The organism is Methanolacinia petrolearia DSM 11571, assembly GCF_000147875.1.
Classification (GTDB): domain Archaea; phylum Halobacteriota; class Methanomicrobia; order Methanomicrobiales; family Methanomicrobiaceae; genus Methanolacinia; species Methanolacinia petrolearia.
On record NC_014507.1, the window covers coordinates 2,450,579 to 2,470,645 of the forward strand.

Annotated in this window: 25 protein-coding genes; 15 read left to right on the forward strand and 10 right to left on the reverse strand. The window is 47.2% G+C overall.

The window, feature by feature from the left end:
* Positions 1-353: 353 nt before the first annotated feature.
* From MPET_RS15715 to MPET_RS12370, 6 genes are all read right to left on the reverse strand, one after another.
* Complete coding sequence (locus tag MPET_RS15715; protein WP_083773190.1) at positions 354-479, reverse strand: HepT-like ribonuclease domain-containing protein; 126 nt, start codon at positions 477-479, stop codon at positions 354-356.
* Positions 480-498: 19 nt separating this feature from the next.
* Positions 499-699 carry a HepT-like ribonuclease domain-containing protein gene (locus tag MPET_RS15620; protein WP_052297260.1) on the reverse strand — a complete coding sequence of 67 codons (201 nt, stop codon included), beginning with the start codon at positions 697-699 and terminating at the stop codon, positions 499-501.
* Positions 696-1,007: a nucleotidyltransferase family protein gene (locus tag MPET_RS12355; protein WP_013330369.1), complete on the reverse strand. Its 312-nt coding sequence runs from the start codon at positions 1,005-1,007 to the stop codon at positions 696-698. Before MPET_RS12355 ends, MPET_RS15620 begins: the two co-directional genes overlap by 4 nt.
* A gap of 176 nt (positions 1,008-1,183) precedes the next feature.
* A complete protein-coding gene (locus MPET_RS12360) occupies positions 1,184-1,969 on the reverse strand; it encodes an ABC transporter ATP-binding protein (protein WP_013330370.1) in 786 nt (261 codons plus the stop codon).
* A complete protein-coding gene (locus MPET_RS12365; protein ID WP_013330371.1) occupies positions 1,966-3,018 on the reverse strand; it encodes a FecCD family ABC transporter permease in 1,053 nt (350 codons plus the stop codon). Before MPET_RS12365 ends, MPET_RS12360 begins: the two co-directional genes overlap by 4 nt.
* Positions 3,019-3,105: 87 nt before the next feature.
* Positions 3,106-3,771 (reverse strand): DUF7226 domain-containing protein, encoded by a 666-nt coding sequence (locus MPET_RS12370; protein WP_048130855.1) that lies wholly within the window; start codon positions 3,769-3,771, stop codon positions 3,106-3,108.
* A 361-nt stretch (positions 3,772-4,132) separates the two neighbouring features.
* Between MPET_RS12370 and MPET_RS12375 the strand changes: the two genes are divergently transcribed.
* From MPET_RS12375 to MPET_RS12445, 15 genes are all read left to right on the forward strand, one after another.
* Positions 4,133-4,906, forward strand: coding sequence for a type IV pilin (locus MPET_RS12375; protein ID WP_013330372.1), 774 nt, complete (start codon positions 4,133-4,135; stop codon positions 4,904-4,906).
* A 2-nt stretch (positions 4,907-4,908) separates the two neighbouring features.
* On the forward strand, positions 4,909-5,517 hold the full coding sequence (locus MPET_RS14630; protein ID WP_013330373.1) for a type IV pilin N-terminal domain-containing protein: 609 nt from the start codon (positions 4,909-4,911) through the stop codon (positions 5,515-5,517).
* Between the two features lie 14 nt (positions 5,518-5,531).
* Positions 5,532-6,311 carry a type IV pilin gene (locus MPET_RS12385; RefSeq protein WP_013330374.1) on the forward strand — a complete coding sequence of 260 codons (780 nt, stop codon included), beginning with the start codon at positions 5,532-5,534 and terminating at the stop codon, positions 6,309-6,311.
* A gap of 3 nt (positions 6,312-6,314) precedes the next feature.
* Positions 6,315-6,929 carry a type IV pilin N-terminal domain-containing protein gene (locus MPET_RS12390; protein WP_013330375.1) on the forward strand — a complete coding sequence of 205 codons (615 nt, stop codon included), beginning with the start codon at positions 6,315-6,317 and terminating at the stop codon, positions 6,927-6,929.
* 35 nt (positions 6,930-6,964) lie between these two features.
* Positions 6,965-7,924 carry a type IV pilin N-terminal domain-containing protein gene (locus MPET_RS14635; RefSeq protein WP_013330376.1) on the forward strand — a complete coding sequence of 320 codons (960 nt, stop codon included), beginning with the start codon at positions 6,965-6,967 and terminating at the stop codon, positions 7,922-7,924.
* Positions 7,921-8,580, forward strand: a complete 660-nt coding sequence (locus tag MPET_RS14640; protein WP_013330377.1) for a type IV pilin N-terminal domain-containing protein — start codon at positions 7,921-7,923, stop codon at positions 8,578-8,580. The genes MPET_RS14635 and MPET_RS14640 overlap by 4 nt, the downstream gene beginning before the upstream one ends.
* A 265-nt stretch (positions 8,581-8,845) precedes the next feature.
* On the forward strand, positions 8,846-10,027 hold the full coding sequence (locus MPET_RS12405; protein ID WP_013330378.1) for a cytochrome c biogenesis CcdA family protein: 1,182 nt from the start codon (positions 8,846-8,848) through the stop codon (positions 10,025-10,027).
* A 635-nt stretch (positions 10,028-10,662) separates the two neighbouring features.
* Positions 10,663-11,436: a type IV pilin gene (locus MPET_RS14645; protein WP_052297261.1), complete on the forward strand. Its 774-nt coding sequence runs from the start codon at positions 10,663-10,665 to the stop codon at positions 11,434-11,436.
* Between the two features lie 3 nt (positions 11,437-11,439).
* Entirely contained in the window at positions 11,440-12,054 is a 615-nt protein-coding gene (locus tag MPET_RS14650) for a type IV pilin N-terminal domain-containing protein (RefSeq protein ID WP_013330380.1), read from the forward strand.
* Between the two features lie 15 nt (positions 12,055-12,069).
* Positions 12,070-12,795, forward strand: a complete 726-nt coding sequence (locus MPET_RS14655; RefSeq protein WP_013330381.1) for a type IV pilin — start codon at positions 12,070-12,072, stop codon at positions 12,793-12,795.
* A gap of 3 nt (positions 12,796-12,798) precedes the next feature.
* Positions 12,799-13,425: a type IV pilin N-terminal domain-containing protein gene (locus tag MPET_RS14660; protein ID WP_013330382.1), complete on the forward strand. Its 627-nt coding sequence runs from the start codon at positions 12,799-12,801 to the stop codon at positions 13,423-13,425.
* A gap of 24 nt (positions 13,426-13,449) precedes the next feature.
* Positions 13,450-14,385 carry a type IV pilin gene (locus MPET_RS14665; RefSeq protein WP_013330383.1) on the forward strand — a complete coding sequence of 312 codons (936 nt, stop codon included), beginning with the start codon at positions 13,450-13,452 and terminating at the stop codon, positions 14,383-14,385.
* Positions 14,382-14,957, forward strand: coding sequence for a type IV pilin N-terminal domain-containing protein (locus tag MPET_RS14670; protein WP_013330384.1), 576 nt, complete (start codon positions 14,382-14,384; stop codon positions 14,955-14,957). The genes MPET_RS14665 and MPET_RS14670 overlap by 4 nt, the downstream gene beginning before the upstream one ends.
* 270 nt (positions 14,958-15,227) lie before the next feature.
* Positions 15,228-15,506, forward strand: coding sequence for a thioredoxin family protein (locus tag MPET_RS12440; RefSeq protein ID WP_013330385.1), 279 nt, complete (start codon positions 15,228-15,230; stop codon positions 15,504-15,506).
* Positions 15,493-15,699 carry a hypothetical protein gene (locus MPET_RS12445; RefSeq protein WP_013330386.1) on the forward strand — a complete coding sequence of 69 codons (207 nt, stop codon included), beginning with the start codon at positions 15,493-15,495 and terminating at the stop codon, positions 15,697-15,699. Before MPET_RS12440 ends, MPET_RS12445 begins: the two co-directional genes overlap by 14 nt.
* Positions 15,700-15,795: 96 nt before the next feature.
* Here the strand turns inward: MPET_RS12445 and MPET_RS12450 are convergent, their stop codons facing one another.
* From MPET_RS12450 to MPET_RS12465, 4 genes are read right to left on the reverse strand one after another with little or no spacing between them, the layout of a single operon-like run.
* Positions 15,796-16,596: a formylmethanofuran dehydrogenase subunit C gene (locus MPET_RS12450; protein ID WP_013330387.1), complete on the reverse strand. Its 801-nt coding sequence runs from the start codon at positions 16,594-16,596 to the stop codon at positions 15,796-15,798.
* Positions 16,597-16,606: 10 nt separating this feature from the next.
* Positions 16,607-18,319 (reverse strand): formylmethanofuran dehydrogenase subunit A, encoded by a 1,713-nt coding sequence (locus MPET_RS12455; RefSeq protein WP_013330388.1) that lies wholly within the window; start codon positions 18,317-18,319, stop codon positions 16,607-16,609.
* Positions 18,312-19,649 carry a formylmethanofuran dehydrogenase subunit B gene (locus MPET_RS12460; protein WP_013330389.1) on the reverse strand — a complete coding sequence of 446 codons (1,338 nt, stop codon included), beginning with the start codon at positions 19,647-19,649 and terminating at the stop codon, positions 18,312-18,314. The genes MPET_RS12455 and MPET_RS12460 overlap by 8 nt, the downstream gene beginning before the upstream one ends.
* Positions 19,650-20,063, reverse strand: a complete 414-nt coding sequence (locus MPET_RS12465) for a molybdopterin dinucleotide binding domain-containing protein (protein ID WP_013330390.1) — start codon at positions 20,061-20,063, stop codon at positions 19,650-19,652.
* Between the last annotated feature and the right edge of the window lie 4 nt (positions 20,064-20,067).

The window sequence follows — 20,067 nt, forward strand, 5'->3', positions numbered from 1 at the left end:
TCACCATACATATGATGCACTACAGCACCATGATCACCATATTTGTAAAGATTGCTACTTAATATTCGGCTAAAGTAAATTAAATTATATTGATTAATCATCTTATAGTAGACTGAGATGTTTAACCATTAAAAAAAAAGCTCATTTTTCCGATCATAACCAGCTACAGACCCCGATCAATCTCATAAGAAGATCAGTCAGGTGAACAGGTCCGGAGGTGTGAAAATTATTCATCGCGCGGAATGCAGATCAGATGATATCATTTACATTCTGCAATCACGGGTGAGTTGCTAAAAATTGTAAAAAAAGCGTAAAACATGAGATAGAATAAATACTCAGACAATCTGAGTGCATCACCATTCTTTATCAGAGATTACTGTTGAAATTCCGGATCTTAAGGAGGGAATGTCGTCATTTAAAACATTCCACACAATATCCCAGCTGACATCAAAATAACCATGCGTCAGACGGTCTCTCATTTTTCCAATAACCGACCAGTCAGTGTATTTCAGGATATTCTGCTTTCAACTCGGGGGATACATTCTTTGCAGCCTCGCCAATAATTTCCAGTGATTTCTGAACGACATGCTGCATTATTTTATCGGCATCAAGTTTTTCATATGTCAAAGATTCGGTAGCATCCGAAAGAAACTCTATTTCATCACGGATATGACAGATAAACATCCTGTCGCGATTCATACGCGGATTACCTCGGACATAACATCCTGACGAATATAAGAACTCAAAGCACGTTCGGTAACCAGATCTACTTTTCGACCGAATAATTCTTCCAAATAATCTCCCAAATTAACCAGATTTGAAAGAGTAGCCTGACCGGCCGAAAATGAAATTAGTACATCGATATCACTATCTGCGGTGTCCTCTCCCCTGCTGACAGAACCAAATATGCCGATAGATTCAATCCCAAAATGCTGTTGAATATAAGGCAGATTTGCATCAAGTTTCTCTAAAATCTCCTCCCTGATGCTTTTATAAGTACCTGCCATAAAAAATCCCCGGTTTATGAATAGTATATCCAGACGAGTTAATGAGGTTTACTATGGAAATCAGTTCTGGGTTTATCTTCCGCAGGGACAGGATCAACCTTTGTCAATGCCTGATATGAAAAAAATATGAGACTAATCAGCAGTAATGCACCCTGCTATATTGAAAATATCGCTGTCTATTCATCGCGCGGAATGCAGATCTTATGAGTACGGTTGACATTCTCGTAGTCTTCGATACATACACTCACGCCATACACATCCCTGATCAGATCGGGAGTCATGACATCCTCGGGAGGACCGTCCGCTATTACCTTCCCTCCCTGGATCATCAGAACGCGGTTTGCATAGAGAAATGCATGATCCGGATTATGGGTGGAAAGAATCACGATATACCCGTCATTTGCAAGATTCACAATCCTTCTCATCACCCTCCACTGGTTTCCGTAGTCCAGGTTAGCGGTCGGCTCGTCCATGATCAGTATCTTCGCCTTCTGGACAAGTGCACGAGCGATAAGTGCAAGCTGCCGTTCCCCCCCGGAGATTTCCCCGTAACCCGCATTTTTCAGGTGGGCGATTCCGAGACTCTTCATCGCCTCATACGCCTCGTCGACATGCTGCTGCTTCGGCTCGGAGAGGATACTGATCTGGTTCGTAAGCCCCATAAGGACGACATCCAGAACAGTGAAATTGAAGACAGGAAAAGTCGACTGCGGAATATATGCAATCTTCTTTGCAATCTGCTTGTGATCGAGTGTCTTTATATCAGCTCCTTCCAGAAAAACTGAGCCGGTATAATTCCTGAGAAACCCGAGAATGCAGCGAAACATCGTGCTCTTCCCAACCCCGTTAGGTCCCAGAACTGCAAGAAGGTCTCCATCCTTTGCAGAAAACGATACATCACATAATACATCCCTGAGATTTTTTTCGTAGGAAAACGTCAGATTTTCAACCTCAAGTGTCATGATCGCCTCCCGTTGACAATCAAAAGATATGCAAAGATCGGTCCGCCGACGAATGCAGTAAGGATTCCCAGAGGAACCTCGATCGATGCCATCGTGCGTGCAAAATCATCGACCAGGAGGAGGAAACCACCACCCATAAAGATAGATGCCGGAATGATCATCCTGTAATCATACCCGAAGACCATCCTGCAGAAATGCGGAATAACAAGACCTACCCACCCGATTATCCCCGAGATTGCCACGGCAACCGCAGTGACAAGCGTTGCGCATACGATAACGACAACACGCAGAAGCCTGGTATTGACCCCCATGCTCTTCGCCTCGTCCTCGCCGAGAGTCAGTATGTTCAGCCTCCATTTAAGGAGAACAAGCGGGATCAGTCCGGCAATAATCAGCGGTCCGGCATAAAAAACATCGGACATCGTTGCGGCCGAGAGGCTCCCCATGAGCCAGTAGGTTATTGCCGGAAGTTGTTCCGTCGTATCGGCGATCAGCTTGATATAGGAAAGAGAAGCCGAAAACAGACTTCCTACAAGAATACCTGCAAGAACCATCCCCAAAATCGGAGACCCTTTGGTAAGCCGGCTTATGCAATATGCGACACCGACCGCGGTGATAGCGCCTGTAAATGCAAAAATCGTAACAGCACTGCTTCCCAGGGAGAGATAAATTGCAAGCGATGCCCCGAAACCCGCACCTGCCGATGCACCGAGAATGTCGGGGGAGACCAGCGGATTCTGAAACATTCCCTGGTATGCTGCACCTGCAGTAGATAAAGCTGCACCGACAAGCAATGCTGCGAGGATTCTTGGAAGGCGGATATTCATCACGACACTGTTCATCGCATAATCCCATGTTTCTTCAATAGGAGATGCGTTTATTATCGAGAGAATATTTGAAATGAGAATCATCACAACATCGGGCATGCTGATGGAAAAACGCCCGACTCCAAGCGAAAACAGGGCACAGAAAAAGACTGCGGCAACAAGGATCACAAACCTGAACCGGTAATTCGGAAGTATTCTCTCATTATTGTCGGGATCGCTCATAAAATGCAATAAGATGTTGGGTAATTAGTTAAATAACTCATAAAGTTAAATGAACATGATTACAACAACAATAGTGTCCGGATTTAATTAAGATTTAAAACTAAAATTAAGACAAGCCCATTTTATCCAACTTAACACTGTAGAAGCCCTCCTTCTGCTTGTCGTCCGGGTATATTTACTATAATTTTCCCTGATGACAGGTACCAAAGATTCTATAGTAACCTTATTTAAATCATAATTACAGTGTTTCAATAAAACGATTGCTGATCGCAAGACCGGTTTTTTTAACATTTGAACGAATAAAATCCTCTTACGGCACCTCTGCGTTGAACAGCGCTTAATCTCTCTACCAAGCCCTGTTAAAATAAAAGAACCGGCGTTCTCATGATTTCTCTCCAGAAAACCGAGAAATATTGCTGCATTTGCATAATAATCCCCCTGCCTGCCGTGAAATTTAAATTTACTCGATATTTGTTCAGTTGTTTTACCTTTTTCGTCGAAAAAGACTATTATATCAAGGACCTTGTCAAGATCATTTGCCTGCGGAAACGGCACTTTAAACGGATTTGATGAATCTTCTTTCACGGAAAGGAGCAGTTCATCAAGATCGACTGATAATTCAGACACGACATCGACCGGAAACGGCTGCGGATTTTGTGCGTCAGAATTATCCTGAACTATTCCAAAATTTTTTTTTCGCATGAGATTCCTTTCCATGTCCGGCAATAATGGCGCAATTCTGCCGATTTCCACTGCCTCCTAAAGGAAACCGGGCGGTATACTATTATGATTCCTGTATTTTAAGATAATTATTCTTCTACTCATAAACTTCATTTGATACACCTCTCATATATCTTTAGCATCCAGAAAGAGTGGGTTTCAAACAGGCTGTATTATGACGTTTTTTTAATTTTGAAATCGCCGATGAAATAAATTCAGTCGTCTGATAATAAATCTTCTGTAAATCCTGTTAAGTAAGTAAAGTAAATATTATTATTGAACAAATGATCATTATTAAGTATATTACTTTACATATCCCTATCTTAGAGGTGGTCTCTCACAGTTGTTCTGATCCACTTCTACAGGATTGGCCTGTCGGCCAAAGGGAATTAACATGAATTTTCTAAAGAAAGAACCGGGGCATAGCGAAGCGGCTGTGTCACCCGTTGTCGGTGTAATGCTGATGCTGGTTGTCACCATCATCATTGCAGCGGTAGTAAGCGGTTTTGCAGGCGGTCTGGTAGGAGGAACCGATCAAAAGGCCCCGTTGCTTACATTGGATGTAAAGATTTCAAACACCGGAACCTACATAGGAAGCGGATTTTCGGCAACCGTTACAAGTGTCAGCGATCCCATACCCACCAAGGATATAAAGATCGCGACTTCCTGGAGAGTTAAGGACAGTAATACCAGCGATATTACTTCAGGGGGAAACACTTCAACGCCTCTTGTTGCCAATGTCAACAGCCCTGAGATAGAAGGAACTTCGCTCATTAAGAGTAATGCACCGTACGGGTACGGTCCTGGTGTGAATTCTTCATCAGGCGCACAGTCCCTGACTAATCCTTTCGACAAACCTGATCAGCAGTTCGGAAACTATTCCCTGGTCCAGGGGACAGGACTCGTTGCATTCGCTTATGGCAGCAACTCGGAAAAAGCGATCGGTTCGTCAACAGGTTTGAGTGATGACGGCGGTTACGGCGTAGTTACGGATTATGAATATATTTCCGACGGTTACTTTGGGACCGGAGCACTTGACGCCGCACAGGCAGTACTTGGAACAAACTGGGAAAAACTGAGAGTAGGTGACACAGTGAACGTCAAGGTAATTCATATTCCGACCGGGAAAGTGATCTTTGAAAAGGATGTCGCAGTTACGGAGGGCTAATCATGGTATTTAAATTAAATAGCGAAGCGGTTTCACCTGTTGTTGGCGTTATGATGATGCTTGTCGTAACCATCATCATAGCAGCGGTGGTTTCGGCTTTTGCTGGCAGTTCGATGGACAGCCAGCAGACAGCACCGCAGGCGACTATCCAAGGAAAATTCAGCATAGGGACAGGCATGGAGATCATTCATATGGGCGGAGATGCTCTTGCAACCTATGATCTCGTGTTCACTGTAAGAAACAGTCATGTATTCGGCCCGAACCTTGAGCAGGTGACTGCACAGATCATCGATAAGACACTAATTATTGACAGCCGGGGAAGGCCGCTTGATTACGGGGACGGCAGTACAAATGTTACATCATTTAAATCCGGGGATACCCTTTACATCAATTCTTCATCCATAAGGTGCGATTTGCTTCAGCCAATAGTCGTCCCGGATGATTATACCGATAATCTCGGAACCGACGGCTACAGTTATACCGGAGATAACGAAGAGTTCTGGGGTCTGTGTTTTAAAAATAACGACAACATAGGCAACACCTTCTATCTGGATATAAGCGACAAAAACGGGAATCTCATCTGCAGAAGTAAGGTAACGATTACTTCGTAACGGGGGAAATGCGGATGTTAATAAAAAATGATCAGGCGGTATCTCCTGTTGTAGGTGTAATGCTGATGCTCGTCGTCGTCATCATAATCGCAACAGTAGTCAGCGGTTTTGCAGGCGGCCTTGTTGCAGGAAACAGCCAGAAATCTCCAACTCTTTCCATGGATGTTAAGATTTCCAATTCGGGAACGTGGACGAACAGCGGTTTTTCTGCGATTGTGACAGGGGTCAGCGAACCAATCCAGACAAGCGATCTCAAGATCATCACATCGTGGAAGACCAGGATGAAATACAACTACGGTACTGCAAATGACGAGTTAAGACTCGTTACAAACGGAACGGTTTTCACAGGCGGCAATACGACTGCAGGAAAGGTGGCCAACGTCTTTGAGCCGTCGATTGCTACGGCCGGTTTAAATGTAGCGAGCATCGCGCCATACGGTTCCGGAATGGCGACAGCTCCGGGAGAATCGGCAGTATCCGGAAATTTCCTGACACCATATAAGGTTCCCGAGTGGCAGTTCGGCAATTACACGCTGACAACCGGTGTAAGCATGAGCGCAAAGCCTTACGGCGGTATGCACGACGGAACAGGAAATGCGTATACGAGCGGTTATGGAGTTGATTCTCTTTTTGCATACACTTCGGACAGCGACGCTTATACGGATCCCATGCAGGCTGTACTCGGTTACGGATGGGAAGAGCTAAGATCGGGAGATACGGTCTCCGTGAAGGTCATCTTTGTACCGACCGGGAAGACGATCTTTTCAAAGGATGTCTCAGTTGTGGAGGGCTGAAATATGAGAGATAATAATTCAGGAGTCTCCCCTGTCGTGGGGGTTATGATGATGCTTGTCGTGACAATCATTATCGCAGCCGTAGTGTCGGCTTTTTCAGGGGGCCTAACCAGCGGGCAGACAAAAGCTCCACAGGCAAACATCAAGGGAACTTTCAGCGTATCCGAAGGCATGACCATCTCTCATGCAGGCGGAGACTCTCTCGCAACAAAAGACCTTATATTCACCATCCGTGACGGTGACACATTCGGGCCGAATCTCGAGTCATCAACTGCACAGACGCTTGATATGACTACAATAAATGTAAATACGCCCGACAGGGGGTCTGGTCAGATGAGGACGGTCGACGGTGCTTTTTACATGACCTCGTTCAACTCGGGCGACACCGTTACCATTGACCCGGATGACTGCACATGTAATATTCTTCAGCCAAATGTAGCACCGACGGATTTTGAGGACAATGTTGCAGCTGACGGCTATACGTATACGGGAACCCAGACTGCTTCATGGGCATACTGCATCAGGAACCAGAACAGCATCGGCAAAAGCTTCATACTCGAGGTGAGCGATACGGCAGGTCACCTGATCTCGACAAACAAGGTGTTGATCACCACATGATGATCTCATTTTTTGATTTAAAGGAGGGTTAAATTATGAAGAGCAAAATTAAAAAGAATCTTCCTGCCTGCATGCTGTCTTATGAGCACAGGAGAGAATCTGCGGTATCTCCTGTTGTCGGAGTCATGCTGATGCTTGTCGTGACGATTATCATCGCGGCGGTTGTGAGCGGTTTTGCAGGAGGGCTTATTGAAAACGGCGCCCAGAAGACTCCATCACTTACTATGGATGTCAAAATCACAAATTCCGGCACATACAGAGGGAGCGAGTTCTCTGCAACCGTTACAGGAGTCAGCGAACCAATCCAGACAAGCAATCTCAAGATCATCACTTCATGGACAACAACGGTAAAGACGAATACCTATATTAAGAGTAGTGGAGGCACAGAGATCAATGGTACCGGCTGCATCCTCAGCCTGCCGCTTGGAACAGTCTATCACGGCGGTACGGAATGCATTCCGGGTGTTTCAAATTCATATACACAAAAAACAGCAAAAAGCGTAGCGCCTTATGGATTTGGTCCGGGAGTAACCAATACGACCACCTCTGATATGGGAAATTACATGTACAACGGTCCTATCATTCCGATGTATAACTGGCAGTTCTTTTCTGTAACCCATTTCGGAAACTACAGCCTTGAGCAGGGCACAGTTATGCTCGCCGAGGCAGGCGGACGTTGCATATATTACCCAGTAACAGGTGGTATTCCTGACACTTTTAATATGGGAGGTTATGGTACCATGACATACCTAAATGGAGAGTATGTAGCTCACACATATCATTACAAAACCGGAAACGTCTATGGTGTTTACACCGGCGATGAAACTGTGCCAATGGATATTATCGCCGACGGAGGACAGATCGACGGCATGCAGGCCGTCCTTGGCTGTGGCTGGGAAAATCTCAGGGGCGGCGATGTCGTAAACGTAAAGGTTGTCTACACGCCTTCAGGAAAAACTATCTTCGACCAGGACGTGGTGGTGGACTACTCATGAGATCTATCATAACAAATTACAGGAATCATGAAGCGGTATCACCTGTCATCGGCATTATGCTGATGCTTGTCGTAACGATCATAATCGCCGCAGTTGTTTCGGCATTCGGCTCGGGACTTGTGGACAGCCAGTCCAAGGCATTGCAGGCAAAGATCGGCGCAACTTTCAGCGTTTCCCAGGGAATGACAATCACCCATGATGGAGGTGACGCAATACCCCTTGACGATCTGATCTTCATAACGAACAACGGAGACGGCTTCGGGCCGAATGCCCAGAAAGTTACGACACAGCAGATTGATTTGAATCTCATCACTGACAAAGAAGGGAATCCGGTTTTCTCAACAAACAGTATCGGTGGCAAGTCATCCTTCAACCCGGGAGATACTCTCTATATCACCCCTTACAACTGCACATGCAGTCTTCTGCAGTATTCAGTTTCAGCACCTTTATTTGAAAATGTAGGAGATTCCCATTGTATGAGTGAGGGGGTATGGGACTGGGAGAACTACCCGACTACATACGAAGGAAATTCCTGCGATGCATTATGGAAGCTCTGCTTCAGGAATCCTGACAATGTAGGGAAGGTGTTCATATTCAAGGCAAGCGACAGGGACGGAAATATAATCTCGACGTGCGAGGTGAAGATCACATCGTAACTGACCATCAACTAAACAATGCCTGATAACGGCTGCTATGGAAAAGGGGGCAGGGAAAGGGGTGGGTATAAGGCGTGATATGTCCTTTCAGGGCATTCCGTCTTATAACAGACACCGCAAATTCACCATACATTCACAAAAAGCATCACAGATTAACTAATTGTTAATCACAGAATCAAATCTTCTCCGGGCCTTTCCCGGGGAAGCCGGTGTCTTTCCATTATTAAAACTGAAAACTAAAGAGAATTGATACGGGAAGTCTCAAATGCTGAAGACAAAGTACAATATTGCCCTATTTTTAATTTTAATCCTTTTCACGCAGGCTGTTTATGCTTTGGACGGAGATGCAAATTTTTCATATGACCACACAGGAGTATCACAGGAAGATCAGATCAGGCAACTGATTTCAACTGCAAATACGACTGTAACCGTATTTTACAGCAGCCATTGCAGTTCGTGCAGCAGGGTAATACCCTTCATCGAGAACCTCTCGGAGAGTTATCCGGAGATCGAAGTGCAATATTATGACCTGTACAATTCCACGGAAAACCTGACTCTCATGTATGAATTCGGGGTCCGCTACAACATGCACTACGTATCTTACCCTATCCTCTTTACCGGGGACACCGTGGTCCTGCCCGGAATGTCACCGATAATGGAGAATGCCGGGGATGTGTTTGACTCTCTCGATAAAGGACTGATTCCTGACACGGATTACGAAAAACAATGGCTGACAGAAGATGAATATTCCCAGGAAGAAGACCTGGGAGAGGACATACTGACAGATCTGTCGATCATCGCAGCCGCCGGACTTTTAGACGGAATTAATCCCTGTGCATTTGCAGTCCTCGTTTTTCTTCTGGTCTCCCTCATGGCATCGGGCCCGGGAAAAAAAGTCCTTATTTCGGGACTGCTCTATACATCTGCAGTATTCATCTTTTACGTCCTGGCCGGACTCGGGATAATGTGCATTGTGGGTTTTTCAGGTTTATCGTTCTATTTCTCGATATTTGCCGGCATTGTTGCGATAACGGCCGGACTGATCAATATTACCGACGCATTACAAAAGAACCCGGAGGCGTCCCTATCGATCCCTGCCTCTTCAAAAGGAGTCATCGGCCGGTTCATCGCCAAAGCAACACTTCCCTCCTCGTTTTTCCTCGGAATTATTGTCGGAATGTTCGAACTCCCGTGTACCGGGGGGATCTATCTTGCAATAATCAGCCTGTTTTCATCGGAGATGACATTCTATGAAGGAGTTCCATACCTGATTTTGTACAATTTTTTCTTTGTGATGCCCCTGCTTCTGATCACATTCGCAGTCGCTCTCGGGCTTTCACCGAAGTTCGTCGATTTTGCAAGAATAAAATACAGGAATAAACTCAGGCTCGTAATGGGAATAGTTCTCATCATAATCGGTGCATTCGTCGTTTGGTGGCAGATTTAATGAACGATCTTTTTTTCAGGTTAGATCCTTATACATGCAAATCACGTTGTGACTTACATGAAACCTCTGTTTCATGAACGTTTTCGTGAAATAAATGTCGCCAAAAAACGGCAATTTGAGCTTATTTTGCTCTTTTAACAGGCTTTATTGAGAACAAAATTATAAAACGGAGAACTGCCGTTTTTTTAACGATTTAAGCCCGGAACGCATCGAAATAACGGCATAAGAATGACCTCTTTTTTTCAGACGATGTTTATATCGAAGAAGGAGGAGATCGTGGAATCTGAGGCTTCTGTGTGGATGTAAAAAATCACGCTTTTCGCTATTTTTCGCCTTATTTAAGCTTTACTTTACAATCAGGGTTTAGTTTGAAAAAATCTATCCCCTTTTCCGGATTTTTCCCGACATCAATGAGACAGGACAATTATGCGCATTTGCGCACTAATAAATTTCCCGGTATTTAAAATTTTTTCAGCAGCGTAGATCTAATTAATTTGGTTATGTTAACAAATAATGCTTAATTTATGATCTATTTTAAGTATCGGTACTAATTAATCCACTTATGGTAGAGTGGTTTCACGTAATTCTTATGAACCACTTTTGGAGAACTGGCCTTCATGGCCAGAGGATTTAACATGGATTTTCTAAAGAAAGAACCGGGGCATAGCGAAGCGGCTGTGTCACCCGTTGTCGGTGTAATGCTGATGCTGGTTGTTACCATCATCATTGCAGCAGTAGTAAGCGGTTTTGCCGGCGGCCTGGTTGGGGGAACAAGTCAAAGTGCTCCGCTGCTTACAATGGATGTAAAGATTTCAAACACAGGGACCTACATTGGAAGCGGATTTTCGGCAACGGTTACAAGTGTCAGCGATCCGATCCAGACAAAGGATATAAAGATCGTAACATCCTGGAGAGTTACGGACAGCAATTCCGGTGACACTACTTCAGGGGGAAACACTTCAATGCCTCTTGTTGCCAATGTCAACAGCCCTGAGATAGAAGGAACTTCGCTCATTAAGAGTAATGCACCATACGGGTATGGTTCGGGTGTGAACTCTTCATCAGACGCACAGTCACTGACCAATCCTTTCGATAAACCCGATCAGCAGTTCGGAAACTATTCCCTGATCCAGGGAACAGGACTCGTTGCATTCGCTTATGGCAGCAACTCGGAAAAAGCGATCGGTTCTTCAACAGGTCTGAGTGATGACGGCGGTTACGGCGTAGTTACGAATTATGAATATACTTCCGGCGGTTACTTTGGGACCGGAGCGCTTGATGCCGCAACAGCAGTGCTTGGTTCTGGCTGGCAAGCACTGAGAGCCGGAAATACAGTGAATGTCAAGGTAATTCATATTCCAACCGGGAAAGTGATCTTCGAAAAGGATGTCGCAGTAACGGAGGGCTAAATCATGGAATTAAAATCTGATAACAATGCAGTTTCACCGGTCGTCGGTGTTATGATGATGCTTGTCGTAACAATCATCATTGCAGCGGTAGTTTCAGCCTTTGCAGGAAGTTCGGTGGGCAGCCAGCAGGTAGCACCGCAGGCAACGATCCAGGGGACATTCAGCATTGGCTCGGGAATGGAGATCATTCACATGGGCGGAGATGCTCTTGCAACAAATGATCTTGTGTTTACGGTCAGAAACAGTCCTGTGTTTGGCGCGAATCTCGAACAGGTGACTGCACAGATTATCGATAAGACATTAATTATCGATAGTCAGGAAAGACCACTGGATACCGGAGATGGCAGCACATCTGTTACATCGTTTAAAGCCGGAGATACCCTGTACATCAATTCATCGAGTATAAGATGCGATCTGCTCCAGCCACTAATCGTCCCGAATGATTATTCTGATCATCTTGGAAACGACGGCTACAGCTATAACAATTCTGGTGACTATCAGGAACAATGGAATCTATGCTTTAAAAACAACGACAACATAGGAAACACCTTCTATCTCGATGTCAGCGACAAGAGCGGGAATCTCATCTGCAGAAGCAAGGTCACGATAACTGCGTGATCAGGGGGAGAAGGGATGACGATGAAGAATGATCAGGCTGTGTCCCCTGTTGTCGGTGTCATGCTGATGCTTGTCGTAACGATAATCATCGCAACTGTTGTCAGCGGGTTCGCAGGCGGTCTTGTTGCAGGAGGCAGCCAAAAGTCTCCGGACCTTGCCATGGATGTCAAGATTACTAATTCAGGGACTTGGGCAAACAGCGGTTTTTCCGCGATTGTAACCGGGGTCAGCGATCCGATCCAGACAAGCGACCTTAAAATAGTCACTTCATGGAAGAAGAACGATGCTATAGGCGGCAATATTTCCGTAGGAAACGTGGTAAATGTTATTGAGCCGTCCATTGTTTCATCAGGCCTGAACGTGGCAAGTACCGCGCCTTATGGTTTCGGAATGGCGACCGTAGCAGGAGAATCGGCGATTAGCGGAAGTTCCCTGAGACCTAACAACGCTTCCGAGCGTTGGTTCGGCAATTACACACTTGCACCGGGCGTGAGCATGAGTGCACAGCCGTTCGGCGGCATGAATGACGGAACAGGACAGGCGTATACAAGCGGCTACGGCATAGAAAACTCTTATGAATATACCGGGTTTGACAGCGATAAGTACACGGATCCAATGCAGGCAGTGCTTGGTTCTGGCTGGGAAGACCTAAGGACTGGAGATACCGTTTCGGTAAAGGTGATCTTCGTACCGAGCGGGAAGACGATCTTTGCAAAGGACGTCACCGTCCGGGGGGGCTGAGATATGAGCGAGAATAATTCTGCGGTCTCTCCTGTTATCGGCGTCATGCTGATGCTTGTCGTGACGATTGTTATAGCGGCGGTTGTCTCTGCTTTTTCCGGCGGATTCATCGACGGACAGACTAAAGCTCCTCAGGCGAATGTCAAAGGAACTTTCAGCATATCCGGGGGCATGACTATCACCAATGCAGGCGGCGACTCGCTTGCAACAAAAGACCTCATATTCACAATCCGTGATGGTCCCACTTTCGGGCCGAACCTCGAGTCGTCGACTGCACAGACATTGGATATGTCCACGATAATGGTAGACACTGACAGGAGTCAGACATATGAGGATGGAGAGCCACAGCCAATGCTGACAACATGGGGAGTATACTTCATGGTATCGTTCAATCCGGGAGACACCGTTACTATTGAACCGGAAGACTGCACGTGCAATATTCTTCAGCCGAACGTTGCCCCTACTGACTTTGAGGAGTACCATGACGGCTACACATACGAAGGAACCCAGGCAGCAGCATGGGCGCATTGTATCAGGAACCAGGACAGTATCGGCAAGAGCTTCATACTTGAAGTGAGTGACACGGAGGGTCACCTGATCTCAAAGAGTGATGTACTGATCACTGTATGAGATTTATCTTTCAAGGAGGATCAAATGATGAAAAAACTATTTAAATTCCAGGAATCCGACTGCGCTGTTTCTCCGGTCGTCGGCGTTATGCTGATGCTTGTCGTCACCATTATAATCGCGGCGGTTGTAAGTGGATTTGCAGGCGGACTAATTGACAGCGGTAGCCAGAAGACACCCACTCTCAGTATGGATGTCAGCATAAAAAACTCCGGCACATGCCACGGCAGTGGATTCTACGCACTGGTAACAGGTGTGAGCGAGCCTATCAATACAAGTGACCTGAAACTCATCACCTCATGGACCACCACCGTGAAGAAGAATACGTATATCACTTCTTCTAATGGGGAAGCTACAGGTGTTGGCTGCATTCTTGGGCTGAATATAGGTACTGTATATCATGGCGGAGCTGAAGTCCTGCCGGGTGTCTCCAACACTATGACTAAGTTGACATACACAGATGGAGGCGGAGTGGCCCCATTCGGGTCAGGTACCGGCGTAGAGGGAACCGTTCCTGCTAATAAGCACGCAAATTATGAAGAAACAGCTTATTTCGGAAATTACATTCTGGACATAGGCACTGTTATGGCAGCCGAACCTATTGGGGAATGCCATAATACTTACTCCATGGTCGGAGGTTATCACGTGAGAAATAACATGGGTGATATCGCTATTAGTCCAAAGGCAGGAGGATATGGTCAAACGACTGGATTCCCACCCTCTTCCACCACTTTTTTGTACCAATACAAAGACGATAATAACGCCTTTGTGTACAAGGTATATACCGGTGAAGAAACTACACCTGCAGGCATCATTGCCGACGGCGGGCAGGTAGACAATATACAGGCCGTGCTCGGCTGCGGGTGGGAGAACCTGCGGAGCGGTGACACCGTGAACGTCAAGATTGTCTACATACCAAGCGGGAAGACGATATTCAATAAGGATGTTGTGGTGAGCGCATGAAACCAAAATTAAGAAACGATGCGGTTTCACCTGTGATCGGAATCATGCTGATGCTCGTAGTCACGATCATAATTGCCGCGGTCGTATCGGCATTCGGCTCGGGGATGATCGACAGCCAGGCCAAGACCCCACAGGCAAAGATCGGCGCGACGTTCAGTGTCTCGCAGGGCATGACCATCACCCATGACGGCGGGGATGCAATTCCTCTCGACAGTATCGTCTTTATCACCCAGCACGGACCAGGCTTCGGGCCGAGTACCGAGCCGTTCGCCGAGGTTCTGAACACAAGCATAATCGCCGATGAGGACGGGAACCAGGTGTTCCTCACCAGCAGTACCGGCGGAAAGTCCTCTTTCAACCCGGGGGACACCCTGTATATCTCAACAGATAATTGCTCGATGGAAATGCTCCAGCCGGGACTATATAAAACCTCGAAAACAAGTTTTTCCGGTGGCGCCATAACAGCTCTCAAGTACCAGAGAACCCAGAATGTCGGCAAGACCTTTATATTGAAGGTAAATGATAAGGACGGGAATCTCATCTCGACATGCGAGGTGAAGATCACATCGTAAAAGAGTTTCATAAAACAATAACCAGCAATGCCGGCCGAAATTAGAAGGAAGAAGGGGCAGGGCCGGGTATAAGGGAAGGATGTCCGTAAGGGACATCCTGCCTTATAATGACACCGCAAATTCACCATATATTCACTAAATAAGCACCATAGACTGACAAATTATTGTGATTCCGAAATCAGTCTTATCCGGACATCTTTCCGAAGAAGCCGGTGTTTTTCCATTTTAAAACTGAAAATCCAGAAATACAAGTAATGTAAGATATTTCAAATGCAGAAAACTAAATTCCTTATCGCCTTATTCTTAATTTTAATCGTTTCCATCCAGGCCGTTCAGGCTTACGACGGCGATCAAAATATTTCACAGAATTACAGCCAGAAGGTTGCAGCTGCAAACACTACGGTAACCGTATTTTACAGCAGCCATTGCATTTCTTGCGACAGGGTAATACCATTCATCGAAAACCTCACGGAAAGTTATCCGGAGATCGAAGTGAACTATCTATCTCGCAATAATCAGCCTGCTTTCATCGGAGATGGCATTCTATGAAGGAGTTCCATACCTGATTTTGTACAATTTTTTCTTTGTGATGCCCCTGCTTCTGATCACATTCGCAGTCGCTCTCGGGCTTTCACCGAAGTTCGTCGATTTTGCAAGAATAAAACACAGGAATAAACTCAGGCTCGTAATGGGACTTGCTCTGATTATAATCGGTGCATTCGTCGTTTGGTGGCAGATTTAAAACAAATTTTTCATCAGGACAACACGAGAATAATTACAATAACAAAATCATTCACAAGCATTTCATCAAAATACCCGGGAAAACAAAAAAATTGTTTTAGAGTTTTTTATAGATGTTACCGTAGACGATCTGGCCCTTCCTCTTGGGATGGCGCTCGCCCAGGTCACCGATATAGTGTGCGAATTTTGCAGTCTCGCCGTCGACTTCGGCCTCGACCTCGTCGACGTACTTGAATCCGGGCATCATGTATTTGATGTCACCGAAGACATATACGTCGCCTTTGACCATCTGACCGCCGACACGGCCCTCTACGTTTCCTTTCACGATGACGGTTCCGCCCTCTCCATGTGTAGAGACATGGATGAATGCGTCACCCTCTATGATGATTGTACCGCCGTTGATGAATGTTCCGACATCGTTTCCGACGCTGCCCTTTACGCGGAGAACTCCGCCGGTCATTCCACGCCAGTCACCGCGGTATGCGGAACCAACGTGGTTCTGTGCATCGCCCTCGACGGTAAGCTCTCCGCCGGCCATTGCGATACCGCAGAACGAATCGACATTGCCCTTTACAAGGAGCTTTCCGCCCTGCATCCAGCCGCCGATGTACATGTCGCAGTCACCCTCGATGATGACATTGCCTGCGGACATCTTCTGGCCGATGCGCTTGATCTTTTTGCAGTCGCCCTTTACGATGATCGTGGTCTCTTCCGCTGTTGCACCGGCCGCACCTGCAATATCGAAGTATTCCCCGAGGGTTCCCTTGTAGTTACCCTCGTGGCACTCGATCTCTGCAATCTCTGCAGGTGTCTTTCCGGCAAATGCGTCAGGGGTTACATTGTATGCCTCAAGGTAAAGTTCATGAGCGCCTTTTGCTGTAATTGTAACTGTACTCATTTTTTTCACCTCACGCTGCCGGGGATTCAACCTCGAGCGGAACCGTGTTGTACACGTGTTCATCAAAGACCATGTAGTTCTCAAGTTCGACTGTGTAATACTTCAGGAACTTCTCGCGGATATCACGCTCGACAAGTTCGTTGAGCGGATACTTCGCATCGGTCCAGATTGTCTTCCTCGGGGTTGTCGCAATGACATCTCCGTTCTCAACAACAACTACACCATCCTTGATCATGTATGCTGCACGTGAGAATGCATTCTCGATCATCTCGGGGTCCTTCGGCATGTCCTCCGGGTTGAGGTCGTAGATTGCTACGTTTGCATTCATGCCGGGTGTGAGTCCTCCATACATGTTCGAGATACCGAGACATTTTGCCGTACCTGCACGGGTCATCTGTGCAATCTCGTAGAGATCAAGTTCACGGTCCATCGATTCGATGATCGTTGCGTCGATGACCTTGTCTGCATACTTGAAGGAGTGCAGGAGTTCGTCACGTGACTGCTTGGACATGAGCCACTTAATTACACGCGGGTAGCGTGTGAACGGACCGGCGTTCGGGTGGTCTGTTGTAAGGTGGCACTTCATGTGGTCCTTTGCGAGCAGTGCAAGCTCAAGACCAATTGCCCACTGTATGTCGCAGACTTTGCTGTTCTTGTCGTAGACAAACGGAACGACACCGGCTGCAGTCTCGAGTTCGACATCAACATTCGCCCACTTCAGGTGGTTGAGGTGGTTGAGGTGGTACTCGAACGGACCGTCTGCGGTCATAGTTGTCGTCTCGTCGAGTGTAACGAAACCGACATCGAACGAGATGTTCTTCTGCTTGTTCACGTAGTCCATCATCTTCTGTGATGCGGACTCGAAGTCTCCCCAACCGGTTCCGCCGTATGAGTGGAACTGAAGGTGAGTGTTGTGGAGAACCTGTTCACGTCCGAACTTGTTGTGGGTCGTGATGCCTTCGGCAAGTTTGAGAGTGTCGAGTGTTGTCTCTGCACTGCCCGGGTTTCCGAGGTTGTTACCGTGAACATGGAGCGAGTGTGGAAGGCCGAGGAATTCGTTCGTCTGGATCTGTCCCTTGACGATCTCCGCCGGAGTTATGTCGAAGTACGGGACCGGGTCGTGAATTGTAAGACAGTTCATACCCCATCCCCATGCCTCTGTACCGCCGGGGTTGACGCACTTTATACCGATACCCTTCGTGGCCCTGAGGAGCCATGCGGTGTATGCGGCGTTGTTCTCGATCTCGCCCTGCTTGAGATACTCCATCTGGAACCAGTTGTTGCCCATTACGGGCATTGCCGAGATATCCAGGATAGGTGTATCACGGATCTCCTCGTGAACGTGAGGAGAGTGGAGCGGCGGCATTGCTGCCTCGTTCACATATGCGTATCCCATACGTGCGTATGCATACCCTGTTGCATATGTGCTCGGGACGGCGAATCCCATCTGCATCCTTGTGTTGCGCTCCTTGGTCCTGCTCCTGAAGAGCTTGTCCTCGGGACGCATCAGGCGGCCGACATTGACCTTAGGTCCGACAACGTGCGTGTGGATATCCACACCGCCGGCCATTACGGTCTTGCCGGATGCATCGATCTCTTTGCCCTTTTTGACTTCCGAGGCATCGACGATCTTGCCATCTTTAATTCCGATGTCCTTCTTCTCGCCTTTGATGCCTGCCAGAGGGTCAAAAACAAATCCGTTTTTGATGATCATTTCACTCATCGAACTTCTCCCCCTCAAGCTCTACCATGCGTTCGTAAACTCCGTCGAGGAATTCCTCATCCGAGGGAACACCGTCGGGTGCGTTTACTACCTGCCTGAACTGAATAGGAACGTTATCCATACGATATACGATACCGCCGTCATCAACACCGCAGATCTTTACCGGGACGTGAAGATCGGAGATCTCACTTGCCATATTGACACTGGGGTCGATTGTGATGAACGGGTGCTTCTTTAAGTGCTGCACTGCCGGAATCGGGAAGTGAGCACCTGCATCCGTACCGATGTTAACGAATGCGTCGACTTCGTCACGCATTGCAAGGTCTACCGAACTTGTCTCACCGGGGTTCATGTGAGCCATGTTCTTCTTCGTCAGGTCAAGGCAGTAAGGGAATCCGAAGACCCACGACCATACCTGACCGGGACCTGCAATGTTGTAGTGTCCACGCATTGCCATGATCGTACACTTCGTGAACTGGTTGATGTCACGTGTCATCGAGATGGCGATGTCGATGTTGTGGTTCCTTCCGTCGGAGTGGCAGAGACCCATTCCGAAGAAGATGTTTACGAAACGTGCGTTCTTCAGGATCTCTGCAACCTCGAGGATCTTCTCCTTCGGGATGTTTGCAACGACATCGGGGATATCGTCAGCGTGTCCGTGAAGAACCATACGGAATGCACAGAACAGGTCGTAGTCATGACCCTGCCTTACCTGGAGGACATGGTCTGCGACACGTGCCGTGTCTGTGAAACGCGGGTCTACTACGATAACGGTCTTGCCCTTGTGTCCCTTTCCTGAGAAGTATCCACGCGGGAAGATCGAGTAACGTGACATGTGGCGCGGGTGTGCGTGTGCAGGGTTAGATCCCCAGTACACGATTACGTCTGCACGGTTCTTGACTTCACCGAGTGTACAGGACGGGTAACCGTTGTCGAAGATTGCAAGGAATGAACTTCCGTGGCAGATTGATGCACAGTTGTCGAGCATTCCGCCTGCCCTCTCCATGACACGGGCCGCTGCAGCCTGTCCTTCGCAGTTTGTTGATCCGAAACCATACATAAGAGGCTTCTTTGCCTTAAGGAGCGTCTTTGCCATGAAGTCTGTTGCCTCTTCAAAGCTGACGTCCTTGAATGTGCCGTCTTCCTGGCGCATACGTGGAAGCCTGATACGGCCCTCGCGGTCACCGCCGTGCATGAAGATCTCTGTACCGATTGCACATACGTTCTTGACTTCGAGAACATGCTTTCCGTCATCGGAAACAGTTACCTCAACATCATCGCATGAGCAGCCGCAGTACGGACATCCGACGTTCTTGATTACTTTTGGCATTTACTCATCACCTATCCAGAGACCGACTGCTCCCTGAACACATTCAAGGGCGGTCTTGATCTTCTCATTGGGGGCCGGCTCCACGATTACAGGGAAACCGCTGTACTGGGGCTCTCCTGTGGACTGTGTCCTCGGGGGAACGACCTGGTTTGCCCATACACCCTGCCTGATGTGGCAGAGACCCTTGTAGCAGGTCTGGCGTGCAATTACGGCCTTTACAATAACTTCGCCGCTCTCGCTTGTCACTTTGACATTTGTGTTTGGTGTGATACCGAGTTCATCGATATCATGTTCGTTCATCTCAATCAGTGAACAGGCCTCAAAGTATTGGGGAGATGTCTTACCGATCTCCATTGCGATACCCTCTTCGACAGCGCGCTGGGTAATCATATTCAATAATATCTGCTTAGCCATTGCG

Excerpts from the sequence above, each read along its gene's own strand:
- MPET_RS14650 (WP_013330380.1), top strand. The coding sequence starts at position 11,440 with ATGGAATTAAAATCTGATAACAATGCAGTTTCACCGGTCGTCGGTGTT.
- MPET_RS12355 (WP_013330369.1), bottom strand. The coding sequence starts at position 1,007 with ATGGCAGGTACTTATAAAAGCATCAGGGAGGAGATTTTAGAGAAACTT.
- MPET_RS12365 (WP_013330371.1), bottom strand. The coding sequence starts at position 3,018 with ATGAGCGATCCCGACAATAATGAGAGAATACTTCCGAATTACCGGTTC.
- MPET_RS12445 (WP_013330386.1), top strand. The coding sequence starts at position 15,493 with ATGGCATTCTATGAAGGAGTTCCATACCTGATTTTGTACAATTTTTTC.
- MPET_RS12360 (WP_013330370.1), bottom strand. The coding sequence starts at position 1,969 with ATGACACTTGAGGTTGAAAATCTGACGTTTTCCTACGAAAAAAATCTC.
- MPET_RS12455 (WP_013330388.1), bottom strand. The coding sequence starts at position 18,319 with ATGAGTGAAATGATCATCAAAAACGGATTTGTTTTTGACCCTCTGGCA.
- MPET_RS15715 (WP_083773190.1), bottom strand. The coding sequence starts at position 479 with ATGAGAGACCGTCTGACGCATGGTTATTTTGATGTCAGCTGGGATATT.
- MPET_RS14670 (WP_013330384.1), top strand. The coding sequence starts at position 14,382 with ATGAAACCAAAATTAAGAAACGATGCGGTTTCACCTGTGATCGGAATC.
- MPET_RS14635 (WP_013330376.1), top strand. The coding sequence starts at position 6,965 with ATGAAGAGCAAAATTAAAAAGAATCTTCCTGCCTGCATGCTGTCTTAT.
- MPET_RS14660 (WP_013330382.1), top strand. The coding sequence starts at position 12,799 with ATGAGCGAGAATAATTCTGCGGTCTCTCCTGTTATCGGCGTCATGCTG.
- MPET_RS12450 (WP_013330387.1), bottom strand. The coding sequence starts at position 16,596 with ATGAGTACAGTTACAATTACAGCAAAAGGCGCTCATGAACTTTACCTT.
- MPET_RS14665 (WP_013330383.1), top strand. The coding sequence starts at position 13,450 with ATGATGAAAAAACTATTTAAATTCCAGGAATCCGACTGCGCTGTTTCT.
- MPET_RS14655 (WP_013330381.1), top strand. The coding sequence starts at position 12,070 with ATGACGATGAAGAATGATCAGGCTGTGTCCCCTGTTGTCGGTGTCATG.
- MPET_RS12460 (WP_013330389.1), bottom strand. The coding sequence starts at position 19,649 with ATGCCAAAAGTAATCAAGAACGTCGGATGTCCGTACTGCGGCTGCTCA.
- MPET_RS15620 (WP_052297260.1), bottom strand. The coding sequence starts at position 699 with ATGAATCGCGACAGGATGTTTATCTGTCATATCCGTGATGAAATAGAG.
- MPET_RS12375 (WP_013330372.1), top strand. The coding sequence starts at position 4,133 with ATGAATTTTCTAAAGAAAGAACCGGGGCATAGCGAAGCGGCTGTGTCA.
- MPET_RS12405 (WP_013330378.1), top strand. The coding sequence starts at position 8,846 with ATGCTGAAGACAAAGTACAATATTGCCCTATTTTTAATTTTAATCCTT.
- MPET_RS14645 (WP_052297261.1), top strand. The coding sequence starts at position 10,663 with ATGGATTTTCTAAAGAAAGAACCGGGGCATAGCGAAGCGGCTGTGTCA.
- MPET_RS14640 (WP_013330377.1), top strand. The coding sequence starts at position 7,921 with ATGAGATCTATCATAACAAATTACAGGAATCATGAAGCGGTATCACCT.
- MPET_RS14630 (WP_013330373.1), top strand. The coding sequence starts at position 4,909 with ATGGTATTTAAATTAAATAGCGAAGCGGTTTCACCTGTTGTTGGCGTT.
- MPET_RS12440 (WP_013330385.1), top strand. The coding sequence starts at position 15,228 with ATGCAGAAAACTAAATTCCTTATCGCCTTATTCTTAATTTTAATCGTT.
- MPET_RS12465 (WP_013330390.1), bottom strand. The coding sequence starts at position 20,063 with ATGGCTAAGCAGATATTATTGAATATGATTACCCAGCGCGCTGTCGAA.
- MPET_RS12385 (WP_013330374.1), top strand. The coding sequence starts at position 5,532 with ATGTTAATAAAAAATGATCAGGCGGTATCTCCTGTTGTAGGTGTAATG.
- MPET_RS12390 (WP_013330375.1), top strand. The coding sequence starts at position 6,315 with ATGAGAGATAATAATTCAGGAGTCTCCCCTGTCGTGGGGGTTATGATG.